Origin of the sequence: Pseudalkalibacillus sp. SCS-8 (assembly GCF_040126055.1) — a bacterium.
Classification (GTDB): domain Bacteria; phylum Bacillota; class Bacilli; order Bacillales; family Fictibacillaceae; genus Pseudalkalibacillus; species Pseudalkalibacillus nanhaiensis.
The window spans coordinates 12,082-38,144 of the sequence record NZ_CP143541.1 but is presented as its reverse complement, the minus strand read 5'-3'; the positions used below and the strand labels follow the sequence as shown (position 1 = coordinate 38,144).

The following is a 26,063-nucleotide window of genomic DNA, read 5'->3' as shown; positions in this document are numbered from 1 at the left end:
ATTATTCTTCTATTTCAACGTAGTCAGACCCGAAAAGCTTGATCGCTTCATCAACCACAGGATCGCTATTGTCGGGTTGTTGTGCTTCCGGTTTATTTTCCGTACTACCGGAAGCATCTTGTTCATCCGCTTCCTCTACCGAATCAGATGACCGTTGTTCTTGAATAAAGGATTTCTTGACTTGCTCCCAATCATCTTCAAGAATCGTCATCATGACCATCGGACGACCTAATGTTTCTTGTACGACCGACTCGACACATTCTTTGATGTTTTCTTTTACAGCCATCTGGCTATGAAGCTCATGTTGAAAGGCGAGCAAGAATGCTTTGTCAGAACTCGCTACAGGAGTTGCATTGATCATCCAGGCGTGGGCATTGACCATCCGGGATTTAATGCGTTCCATGATTTCGCCCCATTTACTCCTGAGCAATTGAAGGTCCTTCTTGGAAGCGCTTCTCAGCATCTCTTTGATCTTACCTGTGGATGCTTTTGATTTCGGCGTCTTCGATTGGAATGTCCTTTTCGGTTTTTCTTGTTCGGCACTTGGTGCTGCTTGCGAAACAACGCCTTTTTCCTTGAGCTCACGGATTTCCTTTTCGAGCTGATCAATTCGGTTCATCAAAGGCTGGACATCTGGTGCTGACGCGTTTGATGATCGGGGCTCTTCACACAGTTTAACAACGGCAAGTTCAATATGAATCCTCGGATGATTCGTCCATTTCATTTCTTGCTGAGCTTTATTCAACACATCAATGACATGGTAGATCCAATCAGCCGGGGTTTCTTTTGCAAGAGCTTCGAATTCTTGGTCGACCTGCGCCCGATTCAGTACTTCTTCAAGATTTGGTGCTGCCTGATATAAGAGCATATCACGATAATAAAAAATGAGGTCGTTGATGAACCGGATCGGATCTTTTCCTTTTTCAAGAAGTTGATCGATCTGTTTCAAAGCATCCGTGACATTATGGTTTCGGAATGCATTCGTCATTTCCGATAAGAAAGATTGCGATACCGAACCAGTCACAGCGAGGACATCTTCTACCGTCACAGTCTCTTCACTATAAGAAACAGCTTGATCCAGTATGCTCAAGGCATCCCGCATTCCACCTTCTGCGGCTCTTGCCACAAGATGCAAGGCATCATCTTCTACTTGGACATCTTGAGACTCGATGACGGTTTGCATCCTTTTTACGATGGCATGGCTTGTGATTCTCCGAAAATCGAATCGTTGGCACCTAGAGATGATCGTAAGCGGAATTTTATGCGGTTCCGTAGTCGCAAGAATGAAGATGACGTGAGCAGGCGGCTCTTCCAATGTTTTAAGTAAAGCGTTGAATGCTCCAATGGAAAGCATATGTACTTCATCAATGATATACACTTTATATTGGACAGCACTCGGTGCGTATTTCACTTTATCCCGGATATCGCGAATTTCATCGACACCGTTATTGGAAGCCGCATCGATTTCAATCACATCCGAAATGGTTCCTTTTGTGATTCCGACACACGCTTCACATTCATTACATGGTTCCTCGACAGGTGCTCGTTCACAGTTCACCGCTTTCGCGATGATTTTCGCTGCAGTCGTTTTACCTGTACCTCTCGGACCGCTGAACAGGTAGGCATGGGATAGCTTTTGTTGCAAAAGTGCATTCTGCAAGGTTTTCGTAATATGTTCCTGCCCGACCATATCTTGAAATTGTTGGGGCCGATAGAGCCGGTATAATGCTTGATACGCCATCCGCATACCCTCCTTTAATTGAATGTTTTCATCCTTTTCATTATACCGATTCCACTGCTCATTTTCAAAGAGGAATCCACCTTACAATCGGATCTAGGTTCTAGTCATAAAAAAAGATCGACCATCATCTGGTCGATCTCGTTCTAGTATGTATTAACGCCGTGCACCTTTCGTCGATAAAGCCTTCATAAGCGTTACGCTCGCAGTTAGCTCGATCCAGGCAACCCCGCGGCACACGGAGGGGCCCACTTACTGCTGCTTCCTTCCGGACCTGACAGGGTTCATGGGGCTCCGTTGCGCAGGACCCGGATGTCAACACCACTTACGAACGGCAGGCCTTACGTCAGCTAACCTCGGAAAGGAATTCAGTCTCGCTACAGCGGATTGCGAGTACAGGACACCGCTACCTTCCCACCTAGCACGGCAAAGTTTATAACATTTTCATAGGCGCAATCGAAATGCGCACTTTTTAGTATACGCTCGATTGTCCATAAAATCAACTGTAAAATATTTGAATGAAGAGCTGTCATTCAATTAACGACAGCAGGTGCTACTATAACATGGATGTATTTTCTTATCAAGCCATCCTATTTCTTTTTCCGCTTTCGGAGCTCCTTGAAAAAATGACTTAACATGATTCCGCACTCTTCTTCCAGCACACCTGACGTCACCACTGGCTGATGGTTGAATCGTGGTTCATCCAATAAGTTCATCAGTGTCCCGGCGCACCCACCCTTAGGGTCGCTTGCACCGTAAACTACCCTGTCCAATCGGGAGAGGACGCTTGCACCTGCACACATCGGACATGGTTCTAAGGTGACATACAGGGTACAGCCAGACAGTCGCCATGTCCCGAGCTCCTTGCATGCACGATCAATAGCAAGCAATTCAGCATGCGCCACTGCTCGTTGCTCTGTTTCCCTGAGATTATGAGCAGCTGCAATTACTTCATCGTCTTTAACAATGATAGCTCCGATCGGTACCTCGCCTATAGCTGAGGCGTTTTCGGCAATTTCGATGGCTTTTTTCATATAGTGTTCATCTGTTTTTGAATACATCATGACCGCCTCGATTGAATTGATATCATCACTTTACATCAACGTTATGCCGAACACAAACCATCGTGGGGATTTTCGATCGTTTTCTTAAAATGAAACGTATGTGGTCGGCATCCGTCATTAGAGAAAAGGAGTGAGACTATGAAACGCCGACGGTTTATTTCAATCCATTTTATCCTCTCCATACTTCTATTAGCTGCTTGTGGTACGGCTTCCCCCGGTGAATCTTCATCGGGTAGTGAAGGGGAAAAGAAATCGTTAGAACAACCTCCTGACGTATCCATCCAACTTGCTCAGCAGGAAATTCCCCATGTGAAAGGGACCTATTGCTGGAAGAATGAGAGCCAGGGTATTTGTGTTGATAAAGCTGGATCAGTGGAATTGACGAAGGATATGGAACCTACGAAGGTCGAAAAGGGTGAAACGATTCGACTTTCCTTCCAGGATCTGAAACCTGATGACTTGCATATGACTGTGTGGAACAACGGTGAAGAGAAAGAACAATATGAAGGGCAATATGAAATCACCGTCCCTACTGAGGAAGGGGTGTACGTCTATGACGTTTTCGCTCGCTGGAAAGACAAAGGCGATCAAGCCTATGCATTTAAAGTGATCGTGAAGTGATGGACATACGATTGTTTCATGTGAAACAAAAAAGTGGTTCAGATTGATGTCACTTGAGGACATCCAATGAACCACCCGTATCGTTTATTTCCATTAGACAGGTGTAGACTTTTGCGATTTCTTTGTAATTTCCAATGAAATGGTGATGACGCCAATGGTCTTACCTTGCTTATCTAGAATCGGCTCCCCATAAACATCATAGATACTTTCTCCATGTGTAAGTGGGAACTTGATCTTTTTCCTCATCTTCATTCCTGAATCAATGATTTCCTGTTTCAGAGCCATCAGTTCTCTTGTTCCTTTATTATCGGCAATCTCATCATCTCTTTTGCCAAGTATATTCGAACTTTCAAACTCAGAATGAGGATTGAAGATCCATATGTATTCTAAATCAAGATTACAGTAAGCGATGACCATTTGAGAATTTCTCAATAATAATAGAAACGATGGTTCTTCATATTGATTGTGAAAAAAGGTGGAAGGACTTACGCCTAGAGCTGTGGCTATTTTTTTGGCCACTTCCATACTTGGGTTCCGGGCCCCTTTTTCAATTTGCGCATAATAAGATCGATCAATATAACATTGTGTGGCAACCTGTGCTTGTGTATATCCTTTTTGCTTTCTTGCTTTTACAAGCCATTCTCTCATGCAAACCCCTCCCAACTTGTTGCATATCAGCTATGTGTGTTTGGATTAGAAGAATTATTATTCGTATATAAGGCTACAAATCGCTATGGGTATGGTGTAATGAAGAAGTGATAAAGAAGGGATATTTAATATAATTCGAACCGAAAGATTGGTTCATAAAACCATTGTAGCAAGAAAGACCGGAAGTACGTGTGGCTTATAGCCACATGCGTTCCATCCATAACAATTATATAAAAATTCTGGGGTGGGAAAAAGGCGATATACGTCATTTTGCCGAATTTCCTTAATTTACCTATTTTAGTTTTGTATAAAAATATTCGCTCTATTCATACTAACCTCAAGTGGTAATTACCTCCACTGATTTTAAAGGAATAGAGGTGAGTGACATGGCTCAAAACAATCAACAATTAGTCGTACCTGGTGCGCAAGCTGCTATCAATGCGATGAAAACTGAAATTGCTTCAGAATTCGGAGTACAACTTGGACCAGACACTAGTTCTCGCCAAAACGGTTCTGTTGGTGGAGAAATCACTAAGCGTCTAGTGCAGCAAGCTCAAGCACAACTTGGTGGCCGTTAATCGACAGGCTTCCTCTTGGTAAAGAGATCTTCCTTATAATAGGAAGATCTTTTTTATTTTCGATTGTATCTCATGTGTTAATGGTGGTGTTGGATTCTGGTGTAAAAATACCGATTTCAAGCACGATTGGCGTTCCTGAAAGAATCGGATCTCCTCCAGGTGGTATGGTGATCGTCAAGTTGCCTACCCCCGTCCCACCGGGTGTATAGGTTGAAATTCCGCCCATTTGCATGACACCATTTATAAACACATTGTAATAACTGTTTTCATTATCTAATGCGGGTAACGTTGTAACAACAGAACCATCATCTTGGAAAAAATCCGCTGCATCAATGACAATTTCAGTAGTCACAATCTGGTTCGTTACATGAAAGCACCTTTTTATGTTAGGTTTTAAATTCGTATTAATTGATGCATTAACCACCATTTTTATTAACTGAAGAGCCATCGGTGGTTCACCTCTTTCTTATAAGATTCAGACTAGCTGATCACAATGAATTGGAGGCTGATCGGCGCTCCTTGGGGTGGGAGGTCAACCGAGTTAAGAATAAGACACCCTTCTTCAACATCATACAAGGAATGGGGCTGGAGTATCCCGTTAACGAACAAGTTGAAGTAAGAGACGTTTGCGGGATCGATTATCCCTTCGTCTCCGCCATACTCTGTCAGTTCATCTTCATTGGTATACACTCGTTGTGTTCCTTTTGCCCGAGTAAAATACGTATACGTTTCGACTTTCAAAACGGACTGCCTATGACGTGAATTCTTTTCATGGTGACGTGGATAGATCAAGGGACAGCTGGCGGGAGGCATATCAAACGTACATTGCTTCTTACCATGAGTTTCCTTTTTCCTATGGTCTACCATTGATTTCAGCTCCTTTTAACGATTAAGACCGAAATCATCCGTACAAGCACTGACTTTTTAAAAGACCCACTATAATGTATTGATTGCACCCCATAATTGATACATTTTTTCCCATTTAGACGAGTTGAAAATTAGTTATAAAGGTCATCATATGTAAAAAATCTCAACTTAGTGATATTTATAGACATAAAAAAAAAGGGGCTGTTAACAGCCCCTTAGAATTTATAACATTTACGATATGATAATGGCGGCCCCGGCAGGAATCGAACCTGCGACGCACGGTTTAGGAAACCGACGCTCTATCCCCTGAGCTACGGGGCCATGTTTTTTAAGACATTCATTATTATAATCATTCTAACCTGATTCGTAAATATATCAAAGGAATTCTCCTTAGCCACTTATGAAATCCCGATTTCCCTCATATACATGTACAAAATACCACCTACTCCCTTTTTACGTCGGAATCCGGTCATGGATTTGGAATAAATTACTTATAAATGTTCACAGGAAACGATACCGAATTATCATTTATCTCATATGATATATGGAAAGCTGGTATCCGCTGAAACGATCTTACTGAGCCTGCATCCTGGAAACATTTATTTGAACGGATTGTTGATTTCATTGATTGAATCATCTATCTTTAGCTAACATTTCCATGAGTAATTGACCGATATTAAAGGTAAAGCTAGGTATAAAATCGAATATGTAATTATGCGTATACTAGTCATTCTCGAGAGGGGTTGGATCCTTGAACAAGATCTATATCTTGGACACTAATGTTATTTTACATGACCCTGCTTCCATTTTTAAATATGCAGGGAACAATGTCGTCATCCCGGCTGTAGTCGTCGAAGAAATCGATTCGAAAAAAAGGTTGCAGGATGAGGTTGGTCGTAATGCACGTGAATTCGGCCGACAGTATAAGACATTGCGTGAAAAATACAAAGACCGCTTACACGAACCCTTTCCGCTTGACCATGGAGGCACACTCGTCATTGAACTGAACCACCGTAGCTTTGAGAATATCAAGAGCATTTTCAACGAAGATTCGAATGACAACCGTATCCTCGCTGTTGCGGTTAATATTGCCCTCGAACAACCGAAAAGGGACATCGTATTGGTGTCGAATGACATTTTATTGATTGCGAAAGCAGATGCACTGAAAAAATCATTGAACACGCCTAACTTCATGGCACAATTATATGAAAACGATCGACTCGTCGAGAGTTCCCTCACGATTCATAAAGGTTACCACGAGCTTCAGGTTTCCCCTGAATTAATCAATGCATTCCATGCAAACCATGAACTCCCTCTTTCCCAGCTTACCGAATACCTTCAAACCGATGTTTATCCACAGGATTTCTTATTAATGAAAAGTAATGCAGGAACCAACCAGTCAGCATTAGGACGGGTTCTCAAAAAATCGAATAAACTTGTATGCCGACCATTGTTCAAGACCGATGATGAATCATTTGTCTGGGGTCTGCGACCAAAGAATGTGGAACAACGGATGTTTCTAGAACTCCTTATGGATCCGAAAGTGGAGATGGTTTGTGCAATCGGAAGGGCTGGGACTGGAAAGACACTACTCGCCCTGGCAGCTGCCTTACATGAAACACAAGATATGAAGCATTATACGAAAATCACCGTTGCACGCCCTATCGTCCCGATGGGAAAAGATATCGGTTATTTGCCAGGAGAGAAGGATGAAAAGCTTCGTCCATGGATGCAGCCGATTTTTGATAACCTTGAACAACTCTTCAATATCGATCCTGAATCGAATAAGAAAAATGATAAAAATGGCGGTATTCCTAAGATTGAAAAGGAAATTGAGCTCTTGAACATGGAAATCGAAGCGCTCACCTATATTAGAGGGCGGAGTATTCCGAATCAATTCATCATTATCGATGAAGCTCAAAACCTGACAAAGCATGAAGTGAAAACCATTGTGAGCCGAGCAGGTAAAGGAACGAAAATTGTACTCGTCGGTGATCCTGATCAAATCGATCACCCTTACCTCGATTCAGTCAACAACGGCCTCACGTACACGATTGAGCGTTTGAAGTCAGAAGAGGAAATCGGAATCATCCGACTCTCACGTACTGAACGCTCCAATCTCGCGGAAAAAGCTGCGCGTCATTTATAGCATGTATGCTGTTTAAAAAAGAAGTGCCGGTCTCTTTCTAGGGAAGTTTCTGAGTTCCTTATACAATAAGAATTCTTGAACAAGCCTGCGAAAGTTATCCGGCACTTTTTTGCGTCCACTTTTTATGAATCAACCTGTCGATTTATGTCACCGTGTGGTACAATGGTATTTGTCTATTTTGTACATAGGAGGCACTTTTATGGATAAGACGCCCTTCATCGCAGTGGAAGGTCCTATCGGTGTCGGTAAAACATCTTTAGCCAAAGCGATAAGCGATCAGTTCGATTATTATCTTCTAAAGGAAATCGTTGAAGAGAATCCATTTCTCGGAAAGTTCTACGATGATATCGAAGAGTGGAGCTTCCAGACAGAAATGTTTTTCCTCTGTAACCGATTCAAGCAATTGGAAGACATTGATCGATTACAATTACAACATAAAAGTCCTGTCGTTTCGGACTATCATATTTTCAAGAATCGGATTTTTGCTATGCGGACGTTGAAAGAGGTCCATTTCCAAAAGTACATGCAAATCTTCGAGATTCTCACAAAGGACATGCCCTCACCGAACATGGTGATCTATATAAAAGCAAGTCTGGAGACGTTGTTGAAGCGTATATCACTACGTGGTAGGGACATTGAGAAGAACATCAATCCGAATTATTTAAAGCAGCTTTCTTCGGACTATGAAATCTTCATGTATCAATTCCAAAAGCTGCATCCGGATATTCCTGTTTTGACAATTGACGGTGATCAGATCGATTTTGTCCAAAACCCTGATCAGCTTGATGATATATTGCGGGTTGTCCACGATACTTTTCACCAAAAGGAAGTGAAACAATGAGCATCCATGAGAAATACAATATACCAAAAAATGCGGTCATAACGGTTGCCGGTACGGTCGGTGTCGGTAAGTCAACAATGACCAAAGCGATCGCAAAAAAGCTTAGCTTCGATACATCTATGGAAAAGGTCGATACAAACCCGTATTTGGACAAGTTCTATCAGGATTTTGAACGCTGGAGCTTCCATTTGCAAATCTATTTCCTCGCTGAGCGGTTCAAGGAACAGAAGCGTATGTTCGAGCAAGGCGGTGGATTCGTTCAGGACCGTTCCATTTATGAGGATACGGGCATCTTTGCGAAAATGCATTATGATAAAGGGACGATGACGAACATCGATTATGAGACTTACACGAGTCTTTTTGAAGCGATGGTTATGACACCTTTCTTCCCGCATCCTGATGTATTGATCTACATCGAAGGCAGTCTTGAAGATATCATTGAACGCATCAAGCTGCGAGGACGACCGATGGAACAACAAACACCGATTGCTTACTGGGAGGAAATGCATTCTCGTTATGAGAACTGGATCAATAACTTTACGACCTGCCCAGTCTTGAAAATCAACATCAACGATTACGACCTTGTCAAAAACCCTGAATCCGTTGAACCAATCCTTAAGAAAATTGGCGAAACAATCAACAGAAACCGTAATCTGCAACATGTATAATACTTTTCATAAGGAAACCGAGCTGATTGCTATCAGCTCGGTTTTTTTATTTATCGTACCGATTGATTCAGGCCCCATTTCACCTTCAACCGCTCCATAGTCCCCTCCTCTTCCATTTCTTCCATCCATAATGCGATCCAATTCTGATAATCAAGGTCACCTCGATGGAGCATATAGACCTTTTCACTTCTGGTGAATGGATTATCCCCTAGGGCGGCATATAACCGTTCATCTTTCTTTGCATAGAGGGATGCTTCCACGTGGTCTGTTATCATCACATCAACCTTCCCTTCTGCTACCATGCCTGGGATCATAAGATTATCCTCGCATATGAGGATATCAGCGTTCTTTACATGTTTCCTGACAAACCGTTCATTCGTACCTCCTGGATTCAAGCCGATCTTTACACCAGGCTGGTCGATATCCATTAAACACGTAAATTTCATGTGGTCCTCATAGCGCATGAGCGGCGCTTTTCCATCCTTCACATAAGGTCTGGTCAAATGAGCAATCTTCTGTCGTTCCAAATTCCGACTAATGCCTCCCATCGATATATCGAAACAATCCTTCCGCAAATCTTCCATTATTGTCGGCCAGGATGTCTTGATGAATTCCACGTGTACGCCCAATTGGTCTCCAAGATGACGTGCGACATCGATATCATAGCCTTCGTATCGATGTGTGTGTGAATCCAAATAAGAATAGGGTTTATAGTCTCCTGTTGTTCCTACCCGAATCCTTCCACGTTGGAGTATCACATCCAGTCTTGATTTCAGATAAACACCAGCGGAGGGGTTAAAAAAGTGACCGCTCTCCAGTTGTGCTGAATGGGTTTTCATCTGTTCAATTGCGTGTTGCATATTTTCCCCTCCTATGAATGAATAGTGGTTCCTTAAAGAGCTAAATACGTATCAAAATTATGGTGTTCAAGGCATGCTTTTGCTCTCTTTCGATCCGCTTCAGTCCGGAAGCTTAACCTCAAAACGCCATAAACGTCTTCTCGAGCTTCAATGATTCCTACGTTCGTGATACTGATATTCGCATCAGCTAAGAGACCAGTGACTTGAGAGATGACCCCGACATGGTCAATAACATCGACATAGAGATCATGGAACGATTGAATGGCACCTTTTTTATTGGCTGGAAAGGTATCGCGATATTTTTTTGCACTAGAGAAGTAATCATGGAGTACATCCCTCTTCCCGTCCTCAACCATCCGGCGTACTTCCTTCATTTCAATCATCCATTCATCCAGTAAGGTGAGGATGTTTTCACGGTTATGAGTGATGATATCTCGCCACATCGTCGGGCTGCTGGATGCAATTCGCGTAATGTCCCTGAATCCACCCGCTGCTAAACGATTGACCATTCCATGGGTTTCGGATTGGTTTTGTACTTGCCGTACAAGGCTTGCAGCCATGACATGAGGGAAATGGCTGACCACGCCGGTTACGTGGTCATGCTCCTCTGGGTCCATCACTTGAAAATTCCCCTTGGTCCCTTTCAACCACTCTTTCAATTGATCTATTTTTTCAGCCGGCGTCCCTGGTAATAACGTGAGGATGTAAAAAGCATTCTCAAATAAATGTCCTTTCGCACTAGCTACACCAGTTTTATGTGATCCAGCCATCGGATGCCCGCCGATAAAGACGATACCTTTTTGGTGAAATGCTTGGGCGTGCCTCATGATGACAGCTTTCGTACTGCCGACATCGGTCAAGATAACGTCTTGCTTGAATTGATATCCACTCATTTGGTCCATCAACTGCAACGTTTGTTCAACAGGAGTTGCGAAAATGATCAGATCCGCTTCTTCTGCACTAGCTTGTAGATCCGTCGTTGTTTCATCGATAACATTTAGCTTTTCCGCCAACTCGCATTCCTCACGGTTCAAGTCATATCCGATGATGATATCTTCATGTTCTTTTTTTATCGCTAAGGCGAGAGATCCACCGATCAACCCAACCCCGATTACTAACACACGTCTTTTCACGATCTTATTCTCCTCACGATGTTCGTTTTATAGCTGGAAAGTCTACCAGTATCTCTTTTAAATAACCGATCAGCCTTTCATTGTCTTCCTGATGGCCTACAGTAATCCGAATTCCGTCTCTGATCGGCCGTACGATATAACCGCTCCGCAGCAGCATCTGGAACACATGATCAGTGTTTTCTGGCATGATATATACAAAATTTCCTTGGGATCGATAATATGGAATATGGTATGTTTCACAGAACTCATAAAACAGTTGTAAGCCCTCTGCATTCCTTTCCCTGCTTGTACTCACAAAGGAGTCATCCGAAACTGCTGCACATGCCGCAAGCTGTGAAAATCTTGTTGTATTGAAAGGAAGTCTTCCAATATCAAGCTTACTGATTACATCGTTGTGGCCGATGGCATATCCAATTCGGAAAGCAGCAAGACCATATCCTTTTGAGAAGGTACGAAGAATAAGGAGATTGTCGAACTCCTCCATCAACGCCTGTGTATCTGGATAGTCCTCTGCGGTTACGTATTCATAGTAAGCCTCATCCATCACGACCAATGTATCCTGTGGAACTGACAAGAGAAAATTCCTGAGCTCCCTTTCACTTACATAGGTTCCTGTCGGGTTGTTCGGATTACAGATCCATACAAGACTTGTATGTTCATCAATGGCTTTTTGCATACCAGTAAGATCGTGTCGTCCCTCTATTAATGGCACTTCCCTGATTTCCGTGTTTTCAATGACGGCATGATGACGGAATTGAGGAAAAGTGAAAGAAGCCATCACAACATTTGTTTCTGGAGATAAGAAAGCCCTGCTTATGATTTGGATCATTTCATCCAACCCGCTGCTGAACAGCAATTGATCCTCATTCACCTTGAGTTTTAATGCAAGCTTCTCTCTTAAATCCTCCGCTCGACTATCTGGATAGTGGGCATGTAATGCAAACGAACGTAAAGACTCAGTCACCTTTTCAGAGCATCCGAACGGATTTTCATTCGAGGCTAGATTCACGATATGAGTGAGCCCTAACTCCTTCTTCACAATTTCGATCGATTTTCCAGGATCATATGCCTTCAATCCAAGCAGCTGTTCCTTCATCTTCATCTTCTCTCCTCCTCTTTCTCCAAAAGAATTCAACAAAAAACGCCCCTGCTTAATAAGCAGGGACGACTTTCATCGCGGTACCACCCTCATTACGGAATACGTTCCGTCTCTTCATTCGTTAACGGCAATGCCGTCCTTTCCAATGATCACTCATTTTTGGAAAAGAAGCTCGAGAATGAAATTCATGTCGATTTTTGTGCTGATTCACACCGACCATCAGCTCTCTTATGAACAGTGAAATCGACATTACTTTGTCCTGTCATCGCATATGCGTATCTAAATTTATATTAATTTTTAACATGGCTATCCAAAATTGTAAAGCGGGAATTTTCTAAAAATTATTTTTGAACACGCTTACATACTTGCCATGCATACTTTCGCGGTTTAAAGCAGAAAATTTTTTGTTGTTTTACCTATTGACAGTTTCATTATCGTTGCTTTAAAGTCTTAAACAATCTTAAAAATGCTTACGAAGGAGTGGAATAAGATGTCTAATGAGTTGGAGATTTTGCGTGAAGAAATCGAGAAGGTAAACTTAGAGATCATGGAGCTGCTCAACAAACGTGGTCACATTGTCCAGCAAATCGGTAAAATCAAAGAGGTTCAAGGCGTTAAACGATTCGACCCCGTACGGGAACGACGTCTGCTCGATCAAATCGCCGACAACAATAAAGGTCCCTTCGAAACATCCACCCTTCAACATATTTTCAAAACCATTTTCAAAGCAAGTCTTGAGCTTCAAAAAGAAGACAACCGAAAAGCTTTGCTTGTTTCCCGGAAACGGAAACCTGAAAATACCGTCATAAATGTAAAAGGTGAAATGATCGGTGATGGAAATCCCCATTTCATTATGGGTCCTTGTGCCGTTGAAAGCGAAGAACAGGTCCGTCAGGTTGCGCAAGAGATGAAAAATCAAGGGCTGACTCTCCTGCGTGGAGGAGCATTCAAGCCGCGTACTTCCCCGTATGATTTCCAAGGGTTAGGGTTCGAAGGATTGAAGATCCTGCGTAAGGTGGCAGATGAATTCAATCTTGCCGTCGTGAGCGAAATACTCAATCCGAACGATCTTGAAAAGGCGTTGGACTATGTCGATGTGATCCAAATTGGAGCAAGGAATATGCAGAACTTCGATTTATTGAAGGCGGTCGGCTCTGTTAAAAAGCCTGTATTACTGAAGCGAGGCATGTCGGCCACGATAGAGGAATTCATGTATGCCGCTGAATACATCATTTCAGGCGGGAACGATCAGGTCATTTTATGCGAGCGTGGTATAAGAACGTATGAAAGGGCTACACGGAACACATTGGATATATCTGCAGTCCCAATCCTTAAGAAAGAAACACATCTTCCCGTTATGGTCGATGTGACCCATTCAACAGGACGGAAGGACTTATTGGTTCCTGCTGCAATGGCCGCTCTTGCAATCGGAACAGACGGAATCATGGCAGAGGTCCATCCCGATCCAGCCGTGGCTTTATCCGATTCTGCTCAACAGATGGACCTTCCGGAATTTGCAGAATTCATGAGTAAGGTAAAAGCTAATCAACTGATCCCAGTCTGAAAGCATCAGCAAGGATAGTCATTACGAAGTAGGTTTAGACAGCACAGTTGCTGTCTGAGCTTATTTCATTTTTTGTTGATTTTAATCGCTTCAGGCGGACGCTTTCATAACAGATTTTTCAATATAAAAAAAACCGTTACTCTCGTAACGATTTTTCTACATTCACATACAATCTCCGTTGTATTATGCGCTGTGATTTTAAATATAAATGGAGGAGGTAGAGGGATTCGAACCCCCGCGGGCTGTTACACCCCTGGCGGTTTTCAAGACCGCTCCCTTCAGCCAGACTTGGGTATACCTCCGCACTGACAAAGACTATTATAGCATCGGGAAAAACCAAAAGTCAACACTGATTCGACATTTTTTTATATCGTTTTTTGCGGTATCCGAAAGTTGAATGAAACCCCTATCCTGCAAGGGAAAATGAGTAATACGTAATCGTAACTGTAATTGTGTTTACACCAAAAAACCTCTAATTTCATAAAAAAAAGGCGGTCATAGCCGCCCTGATTTCATTTATTGCGTAATAACAGATTTGTTCCCCATATACGGACGTAATACTTCCGGGATGACGACACTTCCGTCTTCTTGTTGATAATTTTCCAGAATTGCAGCGACCGTTCGGCCGATGGCTAGACCAGATCCGTTCAATGTGTGTACATGCTCTGGCTTCGCTTTTGGTTCACGGCGGAATCGGATGTTTGCACGACGTGCCTGGAAGTCCTCGAAATTACTACAAGAAGAAATTTCACGGTACGTTTCGTAGCTCGGAATCCAAACCTCGATGTCATACTTCTTCGCTGCAGTGAATCCAAGATCCCCTGTGCACATGCTCATGACACGATAAGGAAGCTCTAGAAGCTGCAAGATTTTTTCTGCATGTCCTGTTAATGTTTCGAGCTGCTCATAAGAATCCTCTGGTTTTACAAAGTGAACGAGTTCGACTTTGTTGAATTGATGATGTCGAATCAATCCACGAGTGTCACGACCAGCAGATCCTGCTTCAGAACGGAAGCATGCACTGAACGCGACATATGCTTTTGGAAGATCATCCAACTTCAAGATTTCATCACGATGGAGATTCGTTACTGGAACTTCAGCTGTTGGAATCAAGAAATAATCCTCTTCACGGATCTTGAACGCATCCTCTTCAAACTTCGGAAGCTGACCTGTACCCGTCATGCTCTCACGATTTACGAGGTACGGTGGTAAAATTTCTGTATAGCCGTGCTGGTCTTCATGAAGATCCATCATGAAGTTGATCAACGCACGCTCAAGACGAGCTCCTAATCCTTTATAGAATGCAAAACGGCTTCCCGTGACCTTCGCTGCTCGCTCAAAATCGACGATATCTAAGTCGACGGCTACATCCCAATGTGGCTTCGGTTCAAAGTCAAACTTACGAATGTCTCCCCATTCTCTTGCTACGACATTGTCCTCTTCGTCTTGTCCAATAGGCGCAGACTCATGAGGGATATTCGGTAGCGTCAACATAACGCTCTGCAGCTTCTCCTCAACCTGACGAAGCTCCTCGTCGTAGGATTTGATTTTCTCACCGACCTCACGCATTTCGGTAATAAGATGATCGGCATCCTTCTTTTCACGCTTATACTCTGCGACTTGTTTAGATACCGTATTACGACGGCTTTTCAATTCTTCAACATCGTTGATCAATTGTCGGCGCTTTTCATCCAGCTCCTGAAATTGATCCAGGCCAGAGATATCTTCTCCTCTTGTAGAAAGCTTTTCCTTCACCTCATCAAAATTCTCGCGGACAAACTTTAAATCCAACATGTTTTTCTCCTCCTTCAAGTGATTAAAATAGCGTTTTTAATGGATAGCTGAATATCCTAAATATCTAACAAATAAGCTATGTTAAAGAATGTGGTTGATATTGAACAGCTTCAGGCGGACGCTTTCCGCGGGCAACGCTTCAGCCTCCTCACTTCCACAGGATGTGGTGGCTTCGACGTTCACCACAGGACGTGGTGGTTGTTAGTCGAAGAACCTTAATCCCCTCGGATCTGCGGGGTCTTCAGCTGTTGCTTTTCCCGCTGGAGTCGCCGCCTTACGCTTTTATCCTCTTTAGCATCTCAACAATAAAAGCTAACAAAGCCAACAAATAAAAAACTCCCGTCCCCTAATCGTTATACACGACATAGGGACGAGAGTTAACCCGCGTTGCCACCCTGGTTGTACCATCACAAAAGACGATACCACTCTGGTAATGTAACGGTTACTAACCGAAAATACTTACTGGAGCAATTGCTCGTTCTGTATTTTACTCAAGGATGGATTCACAAGGATCTTTCACCGATTCGCACCAACCATCGGCTCTCTTGTAGGAAAGATGACTTGCTACTAGTTCCTATCAACATTCGTTCGATATATGTGTTAGTAGTAATTTACACTATTTTGAAACGTTATGCAACTCGTTCTTTGATTCCTCTACCATCTTAACGAAATAACCATGCATACGATGGTCATCGGTCAACTCTGGATGGAAGGCACAACACAAGAAACGTCCTTGTTGAGCTGCAACGATTTTATCCTGGAAAGTCGCCAATACTTTCACATCAGATCCGACAGACTCGATATAAGGTGCGCGGATGAATACACCGACATAATCTTCTTCACCTTCAAGTCCGTCTACACTTAGTGGAATTTCAAAGCTTTCGCGTTGGCGTCCAAAACCGTTCCGATGGACTTTGATATCCATGACCTCAAGATGACCATGTTCTTGTCCGATAATGTCCTTCGCCATCAAGATCAGGCCTGCACATGTACCGAACATCGGCTTACCCGTTTTGGCAAACGCCTTTAGAGGTTCGAACATTTCATATTTATCGATTAAACGACGCATTGTCGTGCTTTCTCCGCCAGGTACGACGAGGGCATCGATGTCGTTCAATTCTTCAACACGTTTTACAATTTTCACTTCTGCGCCAGATGCTTCAAGGGAACGTGCGTGTTCACGAACCGCTCCTTGAAGGGCAAGAATTCCAACTGTGACCATTCTTGATGTCTCCTTCGCTATTCTTACCATCCACGATCTTGCATACGCTCAGAAGGTTGAAGAGAAGAGATCTCGACACCTTTCATCGCTGTTCCAAGACCTTTAGACAATTTCGCAATCAAATCGTAATCTTGATAGTGAGTTGTCGCTTCGACAATCGCACGTGCAAACTTCTCAGGGTTATCAGACTTGAAGATACCTGAGCCTACGAATACACCGTCTGCACCAAGTTCCATCATCAAGGCAGCATCTGCTGGAGATGCTACTCCACCTGCAGCAAAGTTTACGACAGGAAGTCTGCCTTCACGCTTGATTTGTAGCAGGATTTCATATGGTGCACCAAGGTTTTTCGCTTCCGTCATAAGCTCATCTTCACTCATGCCGACAACCTTCTTCACTTGAGATTGAATCAAGCGCATGTGACGAACAGCTTCGACAATGTTTCCTGTACCAGGCTCACCCTTCGTACGAAGCATGGATGCACCTTCTCCAATACGACGAGTCGCTTCACCGAGATCACGAGCACCACATACGAATGGAACCGTGAAGTCACGCTTGTTCAAGTGGAAGACTTCGTCAGCAGGAGTCAATACTTCACTCTCATCAATATAGTCAGCACCTAGTGCTTCAAGGACACGCGCTTCCACGATGTGACCGATACGAGCTTTTGCCATTACCGGAATCGATACGGCATTGATGACTTCTTCAACGATTGTTGGATCAGCCATACGAGCCACTCCGCCTGCTGCACGGATATCAGCTGGGACACGCTCAAGCGCCATTACTGCAACAGCACCTGCTTCTTCTGCAATCTTCGCTTGTTCAGCATTGACAACGTCCATGATAACGCCGCCTTTTTGCATTTCCGCCATTCCACGTTTTACACGATCTGTACCTGTTTGTACCATGTATGATTCCCCCTATCAGTAGGTGTTTATTTAGTAGTTTCGGTTAATACGTAAATCCTATCCTATTGTATCACTTTTCCTAACGTATGCCTATCCGGACAATAGGTTTGTCTAAAATTGAACCTGGTAATTTCTACTTGAACTTCTGCAGGTGCTTTTACTATACAAAAAGGAACTGAAGCAGTAAGCAGCCCAGTTCCTTTACTTGGTGATGTCTTAAAATAATCCTTTGATTGAGTCAACGACGTTCGTCCAGATATCTCCGAAGAATCCACCGATTCCACGCATCATTAGAACAAACCAGTTCGCTTTCTCTACATCCGCTTGTGCTACGATTGGTACACTTGCGTTTTTGCCGGCTTTTTCCGTTATGTAACCATAATCCTTTTCACCAGCATATTCAACTGTTAATGTACCAACCTTATCACCTTTCTTAACCGGTGCGGTCAGTTCACCTTTTTCATTTAATGCCTTCTTACTCCAGATCGCTTTTGGCTTATATTGATCATCTTCGCCATTTGCAATCACCATCGAAATCGCATCTGTAGATTGAACATCGACACTTTTCTCTTTACCTTTTATAACAGGTAGAGAAGACTTTTCTTTTACCTCATAACCTGCTTTAACGATCTCCTGTTCGGAGAAGTTATTAAATCCGTGGTTGAGAAGCTTCGTCGTTTCTTCAAAACGAGCCGGGTTATTGGCTGTTTTCATCACGACTGAAATCAGACGCATACCGTTACGTTGAGCCGTTGCTGTAAAGGAATACCCAGCAAGGTCCGTGGAACCCGTCTTCAGACCATCTACACCCTCATACGCATATCCTGTACGTGGGTTACCTGGTAACATCCAGTTCCAGTTGATCATTCTGTTTTGGTCCGGCGTTCCTTTACGGAAAAACTTTTCAGGGATTTTCGCTACATCAAGGACTTCTGGATAATCGTTCAGCAAGTGATAAGCTAGGATCGCTGTATCACGTGCACTCATCATGTTCATTTCGTCAGGGCCGCCTGCTGGGTGCATCCCCTTCAGGTCACGGTTGTTCAACCCTGTACTGTTGACGAATTTATATTTTTCCATGCCAAGTTCTTTCGCTTTGTCATTCATCATCTTGACGAAATTGGTTTCAGAACCCGCAATGGTTTCGGCAATTGCCATCGTCGCACCATTCGCTGAATAGATGGCTGCCGCTTCGAATAACTCTTCTATCGTGTATTCCGGATTAGCATCTTTTCTAAGCCAGACATTGGATAAACTTGAATCGTGTGAGATTTTAAAGGCACGTTCACTGATTTTCACAGGCGTATCCCAACTGATTTTACCTTTTTCAATTGCCTCTAATACCAAGTATTCCGTCATCATCTTCGTCATACTTGCCGGTGGCAATAATAAATCTGCGTTCTTTTCATAAAGGATTTTACCTGTTTTTGCATCGAGCAAGATCGCCGCTTCAGCTTCCAATTGCAAATCAGGAGCAGCATAACCTTTTGATGCGGATGATGTCATAAATCCAGTAATGACGAGTGTCATCGTTAATACAAGGATGACTGTTTGTTTCATTCGGTTAATCAACCTATTGCACCTCCAACCCATATACAACAAAGGTTATTGTACCATAATGAATATGAAAAAAATAGACAGTGGAAACCCCACTGTCTGAAAAAAATATGAAAATGGTACAATCATCGTATCTTTCTTTACAATTGTGTGACGAACGTCATAAAACACCTTTAAACGGAATAGTTTGGTGCTTCTTTTGTAATCTGGACATCATGCGGATGACTTTCTCGTAACCCTGCATTGGTAATGCGGGTAAACATCGCGTTTTCGCGCAGTTCATCGACAGTCGCCGTGCCGCAATAGCCCATTCCAGAACGTAATCCACCGACCAGCTGATGGATGGTATCGGCTAATGGCCCTTTATATGGAACGCGTCCTTCAATGCCTTCTGGTACAAGCTTTTGGTTATTTTCCTGGAAATAGCGATCCCGACTGCCGCGTTCCATTGCTCCGATTGAGCCCATACCGCGGTACACTTTGAATTGACGTCCTTGATAAATTTCACGTTCTCCTGGACTTTCGTCAACCCCTGCAAGAAGACTGCCAAGCATAACAGCATGTCCACCTGCTGCCAGTGCCTTTACAAGATCACCAGAATACTTGATGCCTCCGTCAGCAATGATCGGTACGCCGTGCTTTCTGGCTTCCGTTGCACATTCATAGACAGCCGTAACTTGAGGTACGCCTACACCCGCAACAACACGAGTCGTACAGATCGATCCAGGTCCAATGCCGACCTTCACGACGTCAACACCCGCCTCAATCAAATCGCGTGTTCCCTCTGCAGTCGCCACATTACCAGCAATAATCGTTACATCTGGGTAAGCTGACTTGATTTCCTTCACTTTTGCAAGCACACCTTCAGAATGGCCGTGCGCAGTGTCGATGACAAGAACATCTACGCCTGCTTCAACAAGCTTCTTCACACGCATCATTGCATCTGCCGTAACGCCGACTGCAGCACCAGCTAACAGTCGTCCATGCTCGTCCTTTGCAGAGTTCGGAAACTCAATGACTTTCTCGATGTCCTTGATGGTTATCAAGCCTTTGAGGATGCCTTCATCATCAACTAGAGGAAGTTTTTCAATCCTGTGTTGTTGAAGGATCTCTTCAGCTTCTTTCAATGTCGTTCCGACTGAAGCTGTCACAAGGTTATCACGTGTCATGACTTCTTTAATCTTAATCGAGTAATCCTGGATGAAGCGCATGTCACGGTTTGTGATAATACCGACAAGCTTACGGTCTTCATCGACGATCGGTACGCCTGAAATACGATATTTCCCCATCAAATGCTCTGCATCGAATACTTGATGCTCGGGAGTGAGATAGAATGGATTCGTAATAACACCGGACTCTGAACGTTTTACACGATCGACATGTTCCGCTTGTTCCTCAATCGACATATTTTTGTGGATGATCCCCAATCCACCTTGACGAGCCATTGCGATCGCCATCTTGGATTCTGTTACAGTATCCATCCCGGCACTAATAATCGGAACGTTCAGTTTCACCTTTTCCGATAATTTCGTCTCTACAGATACATCTCTAGGTAGTACAGACGATTTGGATGGTACAAGCAAAACGTCATCGAACGTAAGTCCTTCACGTGCAAACTTCTCTTCCCACATTTGTCCCACTCTCCTTTTTTTCTCGATAAAATATTATTTGTAGATTAACAATGGGGTAAACTACTGTCAAGAAAGCAAGGATAAGTCCGATTTTTCTAAAAATTTGCTCTATATTGGGTGTGTAGTCATGGGACGATTGTTACATGAATGGAAAGGGTTCGATCAATTCTTAAGTGCTTCATCCACACAGCGTTATTTGAAAAAGTGTTATGAAAAGCTTGATACGTCGATGTCGATCGATGAGTTGAGTTATCGGAACTGTTACAGCTTCATCTATTATTTAACACACGGAAAAAGGCATTTCGATCTCTGTCAGCATTCACCATTGGAGCTTCAGCCAGTTTTATTGTACTACGGAATGGTCCAGCTCATAAAATGCTGCCTTCTGACTGTTGATCCTTTATATCCTGAATCGACCGCCCTGTTAGCCCATGGCGTGACGACAAGGAAAAGGAAAAAGCAGAACTATCTCTTTTTACAGGACGAAATCAAAGTCCAACGGAACGGCCTCTTCCCTTATTTCTCAGAGCAGCTCTTTCAGATGGAACAGCTGGAGGGTGACAAGTTCCAAATGAAGGATCTTTTCAGTTATGTACCTGAATTGAATGAGTTGTCCCGCCAGATAAGTGGCAAGGAACCTTTATTGGAAGTGGAAATGGACAGGAACGGTAAGCTGTTTACATTTGAAGATAAAGTGCTTGATCCTTTACATATGACAGCCTCACGCTTCATCCAATTCCTGAAGCAGCAAGCATTGCCGAACGAGGTTGACATCCGACATGAAGGTTCTTTTTTTACGTTAGAGATGAAAGAAATCAACAATAAATATCGACAACTATTCAGGCTTACCCTGGATGATAAATGCTATATCCCTGTTACACGTGATGGGTACAAACCGTTGCATGAGGTGATGGTGCACTACTTATTACTCTATAACTTGAGTATGATTTGTCGTTATGAAACTGAGTGGTGGGGTGACCTGTTCCATACGTTTTCAAGTAATGACTATCCATACATTTCACGATTTTTATCCATTTCCCGCTTGAAGGTTCCTCATATGCTCATGACCTATTTGGAGGAAAAGGGGATGGGGTGAGAATTTTTTTAGGGAAGTCCATGTTCATTAACAGTTTAGATAGTAAGTGAAGGGTATGGGATAGTATTTTGGGAAAATCGGATAGTAAAGTGCGGAATTCGGATAGTATATGCTCTGTTTCGGATAGTAAAAGTTGATTTCTTCCGAAATTCACTCCCTTTCCGCGGGCGAACCGCGAGCCTCCTCACTTCCACAGGATGTGGTGACTTCGACGTTCACCACAGGACGTGGTGGCTTTTAGTCGAAGAACCTTAATTAAAGTAGCTGTGGGGTCTCGCCTGGCTCGCTTTTCCCGCAGGAGTGTCGTGAATTTCTACAAAAATCAACTTTAACAGGAAGTACTTTTCTTTGATGCATTGTGGAATTTAGGAATATTTTACCGCCTTTTCTACAATGAATGACGGATCTCATCGTCTGCTTCCCTCCACTCCCATATATTTAAACACAAAAAAGAACAGTCTTTCGACTGTTCTCAGGCTGACGACTCTATATCAGTAAAAACGTGCACTTTGAAATGAAAAATAGGGTGTGGATGTTCTTTTTTGGAAAAAATAAACGTCTTTTTCCGATTATGTACTAAGAATATGCATTAATTAATGATAATTTAAAGGTTATCTACGAAAATCAGAAATTATCTACAAAAATGAGCGATTATCTACGGAAATTAGAATTTATCTACAAAAACGACGAATTATCTACGAAAACACAGTAATTATCTACAAAAAACGGATTCCCGCCGTTATCCTTAATGAAAAAAGCTTGCTGGAAACCCCCTTGCGGACATTTATTTGAACACAAAAAAAGAGTAGTCAATTCGACTACTCTCTTGTTTGCCCGGCGACGTCCTACTCTCACAGGGGGAAGCCCCCAATTACCATTGGCGCTGAAGAGCTTAACTTCCGTGTTCGGCATGGGAACGGGTGTGACCTCTTCGCCATCATCACCAGACTATTTTGTTGGGGAATCCTATTCCCTCAAAACTAGATAACGTTTCTTGAAAACATCTTCGATGTTAAGTATTGTGGTTAAGTCCTCGATCGATTAGTATCTGTCAGCTTCACGTGTCGCCACGCTTCCACACCAGACCTATCAACCTCATCATCTCTGAGGGATCTTACTCGCTTGACGCGATGGGAAATCTCATCTTGAGGGGGGCTTCATGCTTAGATGCTTTCAGCACTTATCCCGTCCACACGTAGCTACCCAGCGATGCTCCTGGCGGAACAACTGGTACACCAGCGGTGTGTCCATCCCGGTCCTCTCGTACTAAGGACAGCTCCTCTCAAATTTCCTGCGCCCGCGACGGATAGGGACCGAACTGTCTCACGACGTTCTGAACCCAGCTCGCGTACCGCTTTAATGGGCGAACAGCCCAACCCTTGGGACCTACTTCAGCCCCAGGATGCGATGAGCCGACATCGAGGTGCCAAACCTCCCCGTCGATGTGGACTCTTGGGGGAGATAAGCCTGTTATCCCCAGGGTAGCTTTTATCCGTTGAGCGATGGCCCTTCCATGCGGAACCACCGGATCACTAAGCCCGACTTTCGTCCCTGCTCGACTTGTAGGTCTCGCAGTCAAGCTCCCTTGTGCCTTTACACTCTGCGAATGATTTCCAACCATTCTGAGGGAACCTTTGGGCGCCTCCGTTACACTTTAGGAGGCGACCGCCCCAGTCAAACTGCCCACCTGACACTGTCTCCGAACCGGATCACGGTTCTGGGTTAGAATTTCAATACCGTCAGGGTAGTATCCCACCGACGCCTCCACCGAACCTGGCGGTCCGGCTTCTAAGGCTCCTACCTATCCTGTACAAACGATACCAAAATCCAATATCAGGCTACAGTAAAGCTCCATGGGGTCTTTCCGTCCTGTCGCGGGTAACCTGCATCTTCACAGGTACTATAATTTCACCGGGTCTCTCGTTGAGACAGTATCCAAGTCGTTGCACCTTTCGTGCGGGTCGGAACTTACCCGACAAGGAATTTCGCTACCTTAGGACCGTTATAGTTACGGCCGCCGTTTACTGGGGCTTCGATTCAGAGCTTCTCCCGTAAGGGATAACCCCTCCTCTTAACCTTCCAGCACCGGGCAGGTGTCAGCCCCTATACTTCGCCTTACGGCTTCGCAGAGACCTGTGTTTTTGCTAAACAGTCGCTTGGATCTTTTCACTGCGGCTCTCTCGGGCATACACCCTATCAGAGCACCCCTTCTCCCGAAGTTACGGGGTCATTTTGCCGAGTTCCTTAACGAGAGTTCTCCCGAGCATCTTAGGATTCTCTCCTCGCCTACCTGTGTCGGTTTACGGTACGGGCACCTCTTTCCTCGCTAGAGGCTTTTCTTGGCAGTGTAGGATCAGGGACTTCGGTACTCTAGTTCCCTCGCCATCACAGCTCCGCCGTATGGTGGACGGATTTACCTATCCACCGGCCTTGACTGCTTGGACGCGCATATCCATCAGCGCGCTCTCCCTACCTTCCTGCGTCCCCCCGTTGCTCAAACGGAAAGGAGGTGGTACAGGAATATCAACCTGTTATCCATCGCCTACGCCTTTCGGCCTCGGCTTAGGTCCCGACTAACCCTGAGCGGACGAGCCTTCCTCAGGAAACCTTGGGCTTTCGATGGAGAAGATTCTCACTTCTCTTTTCGCTACTCATACCGGCATTCTCACTTCAAAGCGCTCCACGAGTCCTTCCGGTCTCGCTTCTCAGCCCTTCGAACGCTCCCCTACCACTGTACCAACGGTACAATCCATAGCTTCGGTGATACGTTTAGCCCCGGTACATTTTCGGCGCAGAGTCACTCGACCAGTGAGCTATTACGCACTCTTTAAATGGTGGCTGCTTCTAAGCCAACATCCTGGTTGTCTAAGCAACTCCACATCCTTTTCCACTTAACGTATACTTGGGGACCTTAGCTGATGGTCTGGGCTGTTTCCCTCTCGACTACGGATCTTATCACTCGCAGTCTGACTCCCGTGGACAAGTTCCTGGCATTCGGAGTTTGACTGAATTCGGTAATCCTGTGGGGACCCCTAGTCCAATCAGTGCTCTACCTCCAGAACTCTCACCACGAGGCTAGCCCTAAAGCTATTTCGGGGAGAACCAGCTATCTCCGAGTTCGATTGGCATTTCACCCCTACCCACACCTCATCCCCGCACTTTTCAACGTGCGTGGGTTCGGGCCTCCATTCAGTGTTACCTGAACTTCACCCTGGACATGGGTAGATCACTCGGTTTCGGGTCTACGACAACGTACTCCTTCGCCCTATTCAGACTCGCTTTCGCTGCGGCTCCGTCTTTTCAACTTAACCTTGCACGTTATCGTAACTCGCCGGTTCATTCTACAAAAGGCACGCCGTCACCCGTTAATGGGCTCCGACTACTTGTAGGCACACGGTTTCAGGATCTCTTTCACTCCCCTTCCGGGGTGCTTTTCACCTTTCCCTCACGGTACTGGTTCACTATCGGTCACTAGGGAGTATTTAGCCTTGGGAGATGGTCCTCCCAGATTCCGACGGGGTTTCACGTGTCCCGCCGTACTCAGGATCCACTCTGGAGGGAACGACGTTTTGGCTACAGGGCTGTTACCTCTTCTAGCGGGCCTTTCCAGACCGCTTCGCCTACGCCGTTCCTTTCTTACTCCGTATAGAGTGTCCTACAACCCCAAGAGGCAAGCCTCTTGGTTTGGGCTAATTCCGTTTCGCTCGCCGCTACTCAGGAAATCGCGATTGCTTTCTCTTCCTCTGGGTACTAAGATGTTTCAGTTCCCCAGGTCTGCCTTCTCATACCCTATGTATTCAGGTATGGATACTATCCCATTACGGATAGTGGGTTCCCCCATTCGGAAATCCCCGGATCGAAGCTTACTTACAGCTCCCCGAGGCATATCGGTGTTCGTCCCGTCCTTCTTCGGCTCCTAGTGCCAAGGCATCCACCGTGCGCCCTTCATAACTTAACCACGTTATGAATGAACTTACACTTTACTTCTTGTCATTTAAAATGACGTTTCGATGTCTTGTTTTCAA

General features: G+C 44.3%; 20 protein-coding genes, 2 tRNA genes, 2 rRNA genes, 1 other RNA gene and 2 other annotated features. Of the genes, 7 read left to right on the top strand and 18 right to left on the bottom strand.

Annotated features, from left to right (window positions below; genetic code table 11):
• Nucleotide 1: 1 nt before the first annotated feature.
• The 3 genes from dnaX to tadA all read right to left on the bottom strand — a co-directional run bounded on the left by dnaX (nucleotide 2) and on the right by tadA (nucleotide 2,799).
• Nucleotides 2-1,741 carry a DNA polymerase III subunit gamma/tau gene (gene dnaX / locus V1497_RS00170; protein ID WP_349409036.1) on the bottom strand — a complete coding sequence of 580 codons (1,740 nt, stop codon included), beginning with the start codon at nucleotides 1,739-1,741 and terminating at the stop codon, nucleotides 2-4.
• Between the two features lie 159 nt (nucleotides 1,742-1,900).
• Nucleotides 1,901-2,165: signal recognition particle sRNA large type (gene ffs, locus V1497_RS00165), an RNA gene on the bottom strand.
• A gap of 163 nt (nucleotides 2,166-2,328) precedes the next feature.
• On the bottom strand, nucleotides 2,329-2,799 hold the full coding sequence (tadA, locus tag V1497_RS00160; RefSeq protein WP_349410708.1) for a tRNA adenosine(34) deaminase TadA: 471 nt from the start codon (nucleotides 2,797-2,799) through the stop codon (nucleotides 2,329-2,331).
• A gap of 141 nt (nucleotides 2,800-2,940) precedes the next feature.
• Between tadA and V1497_RS00155 the strand changes: the two genes are divergently transcribed.
• Complete coding sequence (locus V1497_RS00155) at nucleotides 2,941-3,423, top strand: hypothetical protein (protein WP_349409035.1); 483 nt, start codon at nucleotides 2,941-2,943, stop codon at nucleotides 3,421-3,423.
• 93 nt (nucleotides 3,424-3,516) lie between these two features.
• Here V1497_RS00155 and V1497_RS00150 read toward each other — a convergent pair whose 3' ends face one another.
• Complete coding sequence (locus V1497_RS00150) at nucleotides 3,517-4,071, bottom strand: helix-turn-helix domain-containing protein (protein WP_349409034.1); 555 nt, start codon at nucleotides 4,069-4,071, stop codon at nucleotides 3,517-3,519.
• Nucleotides 4,072-4,457: 386 nt separating this feature from the next.
• Between V1497_RS00150 and V1497_RS00145 the strand changes: the two genes are divergently transcribed.
• Nucleotides 4,458-4,649 carry an alpha/beta-type small acid-soluble spore protein gene (locus tag V1497_RS00145; RefSeq protein ID WP_349409033.1) on the top strand — a complete coding sequence of 64 codons (192 nt, stop codon included), beginning with the start codon at nucleotides 4,458-4,460 and terminating at the stop codon, nucleotides 4,647-4,649.
• Between the two features lie 70 nt (nucleotides 4,650-4,719).
• On the opposite strand, the gene V1497_RS00140 is transcribed toward V1497_RS00145, so the two are convergent.
• The 3 genes from V1497_RS00140 to V1497_RS00130 all read right to left on the bottom strand — a co-directional run bounded on the left by V1497_RS00140 (nucleotide 4,720) and on the right by V1497_RS00130 (nucleotide 5,837).
• Nucleotides 4,720-5,097, bottom strand: a complete 378-nt coding sequence (locus V1497_RS00140; protein WP_349409032.1) for a DUF4183 domain-containing protein — start codon at nucleotides 5,095-5,097, stop codon at nucleotides 4,720-4,722.
• A 32-nt stretch (nucleotides 5,098-5,129) separates the two neighbouring features.
• Nucleotides 5,130-5,516, bottom strand: a complete 387-nt coding sequence (locus V1497_RS00135; protein WP_349409031.1) for a DUF4183 domain-containing protein — start codon at nucleotides 5,514-5,516, stop codon at nucleotides 5,130-5,132.
• Nucleotides 5,517-5,761: 245 nt separating this feature from the next.
• Nucleotides 5,762-5,837: transfer RNA gene (locus tag V1497_RS00130), tRNA-Arg, on the bottom strand.
• Between the two features lie 430 nt (nucleotides 5,838-6,267).
• Between V1497_RS00130 and V1497_RS00125 the strand changes: the two genes are divergently transcribed.
• The 3 genes from V1497_RS00125 to V1497_RS00115 all read left to right on the top strand — a co-directional run bounded on the left by V1497_RS00125 (nucleotide 6,268) and on the right by V1497_RS00115 (nucleotide 9,174).
• Nucleotides 6,268-7,665 (top strand): PhoH family protein, encoded by a 1,398-nt coding sequence (locus tag V1497_RS00125; RefSeq protein WP_349409030.1) that lies wholly within the window; start codon nucleotides 6,268-6,270, stop codon nucleotides 7,663-7,665.
• Between the two features lie 199 nt (nucleotides 7,666-7,864).
• On the top strand, nucleotides 7,865-8,506 hold the full coding sequence (locus tag V1497_RS00120) for a deoxynucleoside kinase (protein WP_349409029.1): 642 nt from the start codon (nucleotides 7,865-7,867) through the stop codon (nucleotides 8,504-8,506).
• A complete protein-coding gene (locus tag V1497_RS00115) occupies nucleotides 8,503-9,174 on the top strand; it encodes a deoxynucleoside kinase (RefSeq protein ID WP_349409028.1) in 672 nt (223 codons plus the stop codon). Before V1497_RS00120 ends, V1497_RS00115 begins: the two co-directional genes overlap by 4 nt.
• 50 nt (nucleotides 9,175-9,224) lie before the next feature.
• Here V1497_RS00115 and V1497_RS00110 read toward each other — a convergent pair whose 3' ends face one another.
• Genes V1497_RS00110 through hisC form a run of 3 tightly spaced genes read right to left on the bottom strand, consistent with a single transcriptional unit; the run spans nucleotide 9,225 to nucleotide 12,269 of the window.
• Nucleotides 9,225-10,034: a transporter substrate-binding domain-containing protein gene (locus V1497_RS00110; protein WP_349409027.1), complete on the bottom strand. Its 810-nt coding sequence runs from the start codon at nucleotides 10,032-10,034 to the stop codon at nucleotides 9,225-9,227.
• Nucleotides 10,035-10,066: 32 nt separating this feature from the next.
• Nucleotides 10,067-11,167 (bottom strand): prephenate dehydrogenase, encoded by a 1,101-nt coding sequence (locus V1497_RS00105; protein ID WP_349409026.1) that lies wholly within the window; start codon nucleotides 11,165-11,167, stop codon nucleotides 10,067-10,069.
• 13 nt (nucleotides 11,168-11,180) lie between these two features.
• On the bottom strand, nucleotides 11,181-12,269 hold the full coding sequence (hisC, locus tag V1497_RS00100; protein WP_349409025.1) for a histidinol-phosphate transaminase: 1,089 nt from the start codon (nucleotides 12,267-12,269) through the stop codon (nucleotides 11,181-11,183).
• Between the two features lie 55 nt (nucleotides 12,270-12,324).
• Nucleotides 12,325-12,541, bottom strand: a binding site (T-box leader).
• 215 nt (nucleotides 12,542-12,756) lie between these two features.
• Here hisC and V1497_RS00095 point away from each other — a divergent pair.
• Nucleotides 12,757-13,830, top strand: a complete 1,074-nt coding sequence (locus V1497_RS00095; RefSeq protein ID WP_349409024.1) for a bifunctional 3-deoxy-7-phosphoheptulonate synthase/chorismate mutase — start codon at nucleotides 12,757-12,759, stop codon at nucleotides 13,828-13,830.
• Between the two features lie 209 nt (nucleotides 13,831-14,039).
• On the opposite strand, the gene V1497_RS00090 is transcribed toward V1497_RS00095, so the two are convergent.
• From V1497_RS00090 to guaB, 6 genes are all read right to left on the bottom strand, one after another.
• Nucleotides 14,040-14,132: transfer RNA gene (locus V1497_RS00090), tRNA-Ser, on the bottom strand.
• 214 nt (nucleotides 14,133-14,346) lie between these two features.
• Nucleotides 14,347-15,624, bottom strand: a complete 1,278-nt coding sequence (gene serS / locus V1497_RS00085) for a serine--tRNA ligase (protein WP_349409023.1) — start codon at nucleotides 15,622-15,624, stop codon at nucleotides 14,347-14,349.
• 363 nt (nucleotides 15,625-15,987) lie between these two features.
• Nucleotides 15,988-16,214, bottom strand: a binding site (T-box leader).
• 26 nt (nucleotides 16,215-16,240) lie between these two features.
• Nucleotides 16,241-16,846, bottom strand: a complete 606-nt coding sequence (gene pdxT, locus V1497_RS00080) for a pyridoxal 5'-phosphate synthase glutaminase subunit PdxT (RefSeq protein ID WP_349409022.1) — start codon at nucleotides 16,844-16,846, stop codon at nucleotides 16,241-16,243.
• A gap of 23 nt (nucleotides 16,847-16,869) precedes the next feature.
• Entirely contained in the window at nucleotides 16,870-17,754 is an 885-nt protein-coding gene (pdxS, locus tag V1497_RS00075) for a pyridoxal 5'-phosphate synthase lyase subunit PdxS (protein ID WP_349409021.1), read from the bottom strand.
• A 216-nt stretch (nucleotides 17,755-17,970) separates the two neighbouring features.
• Nucleotides 17,971-19,323, bottom strand: coding sequence for a serine hydrolase (locus tag V1497_RS00070; protein ID WP_349410707.1), 1,353 nt, complete (start codon nucleotides 19,321-19,323; stop codon nucleotides 17,971-17,973).
• Between the two features lie 161 nt (nucleotides 19,324-19,484).
• Entirely contained in the window at nucleotides 19,485-20,942 is a 1,458-nt protein-coding gene (gene guaB, locus V1497_RS00065; protein WP_349409020.1) for an IMP dehydrogenase, read from the bottom strand.
• A 127-nt stretch (nucleotides 20,943-21,069) separates the two neighbouring features.
• On the opposite strand from guaB, the gene V1497_RS00060 reads away from it, so the two are divergent.
• Nucleotides 21,070-22,038: a YaaC family protein gene (locus V1497_RS00060; protein WP_349409019.1), complete on the top strand. Its 969-nt coding sequence runs from the start codon at nucleotides 21,070-21,072 to the stop codon at nucleotides 22,036-22,038.
• Between the two features lie 832 nt (nucleotides 22,039-22,870).
• Here the strand turns inward: V1497_RS00060 and rrf are convergent.
• Both rrf and V1497_RS00050 read right to left on the bottom strand, forming a co-directional pair.
• Nucleotides 22,871-22,986: ribosomal RNA gene (rrf, locus tag V1497_RS00055) — 5S ribosomal RNA — on the bottom strand.
• A 73-nt stretch (nucleotides 22,987-23,059) separates the two neighbouring features.
• Nucleotides 23,060-25,996 (bottom strand): 23S ribosomal RNA (locus tag V1497_RS00050).
• Nucleotides 25,997-26,063: the final 67 nt, after the last annotated feature.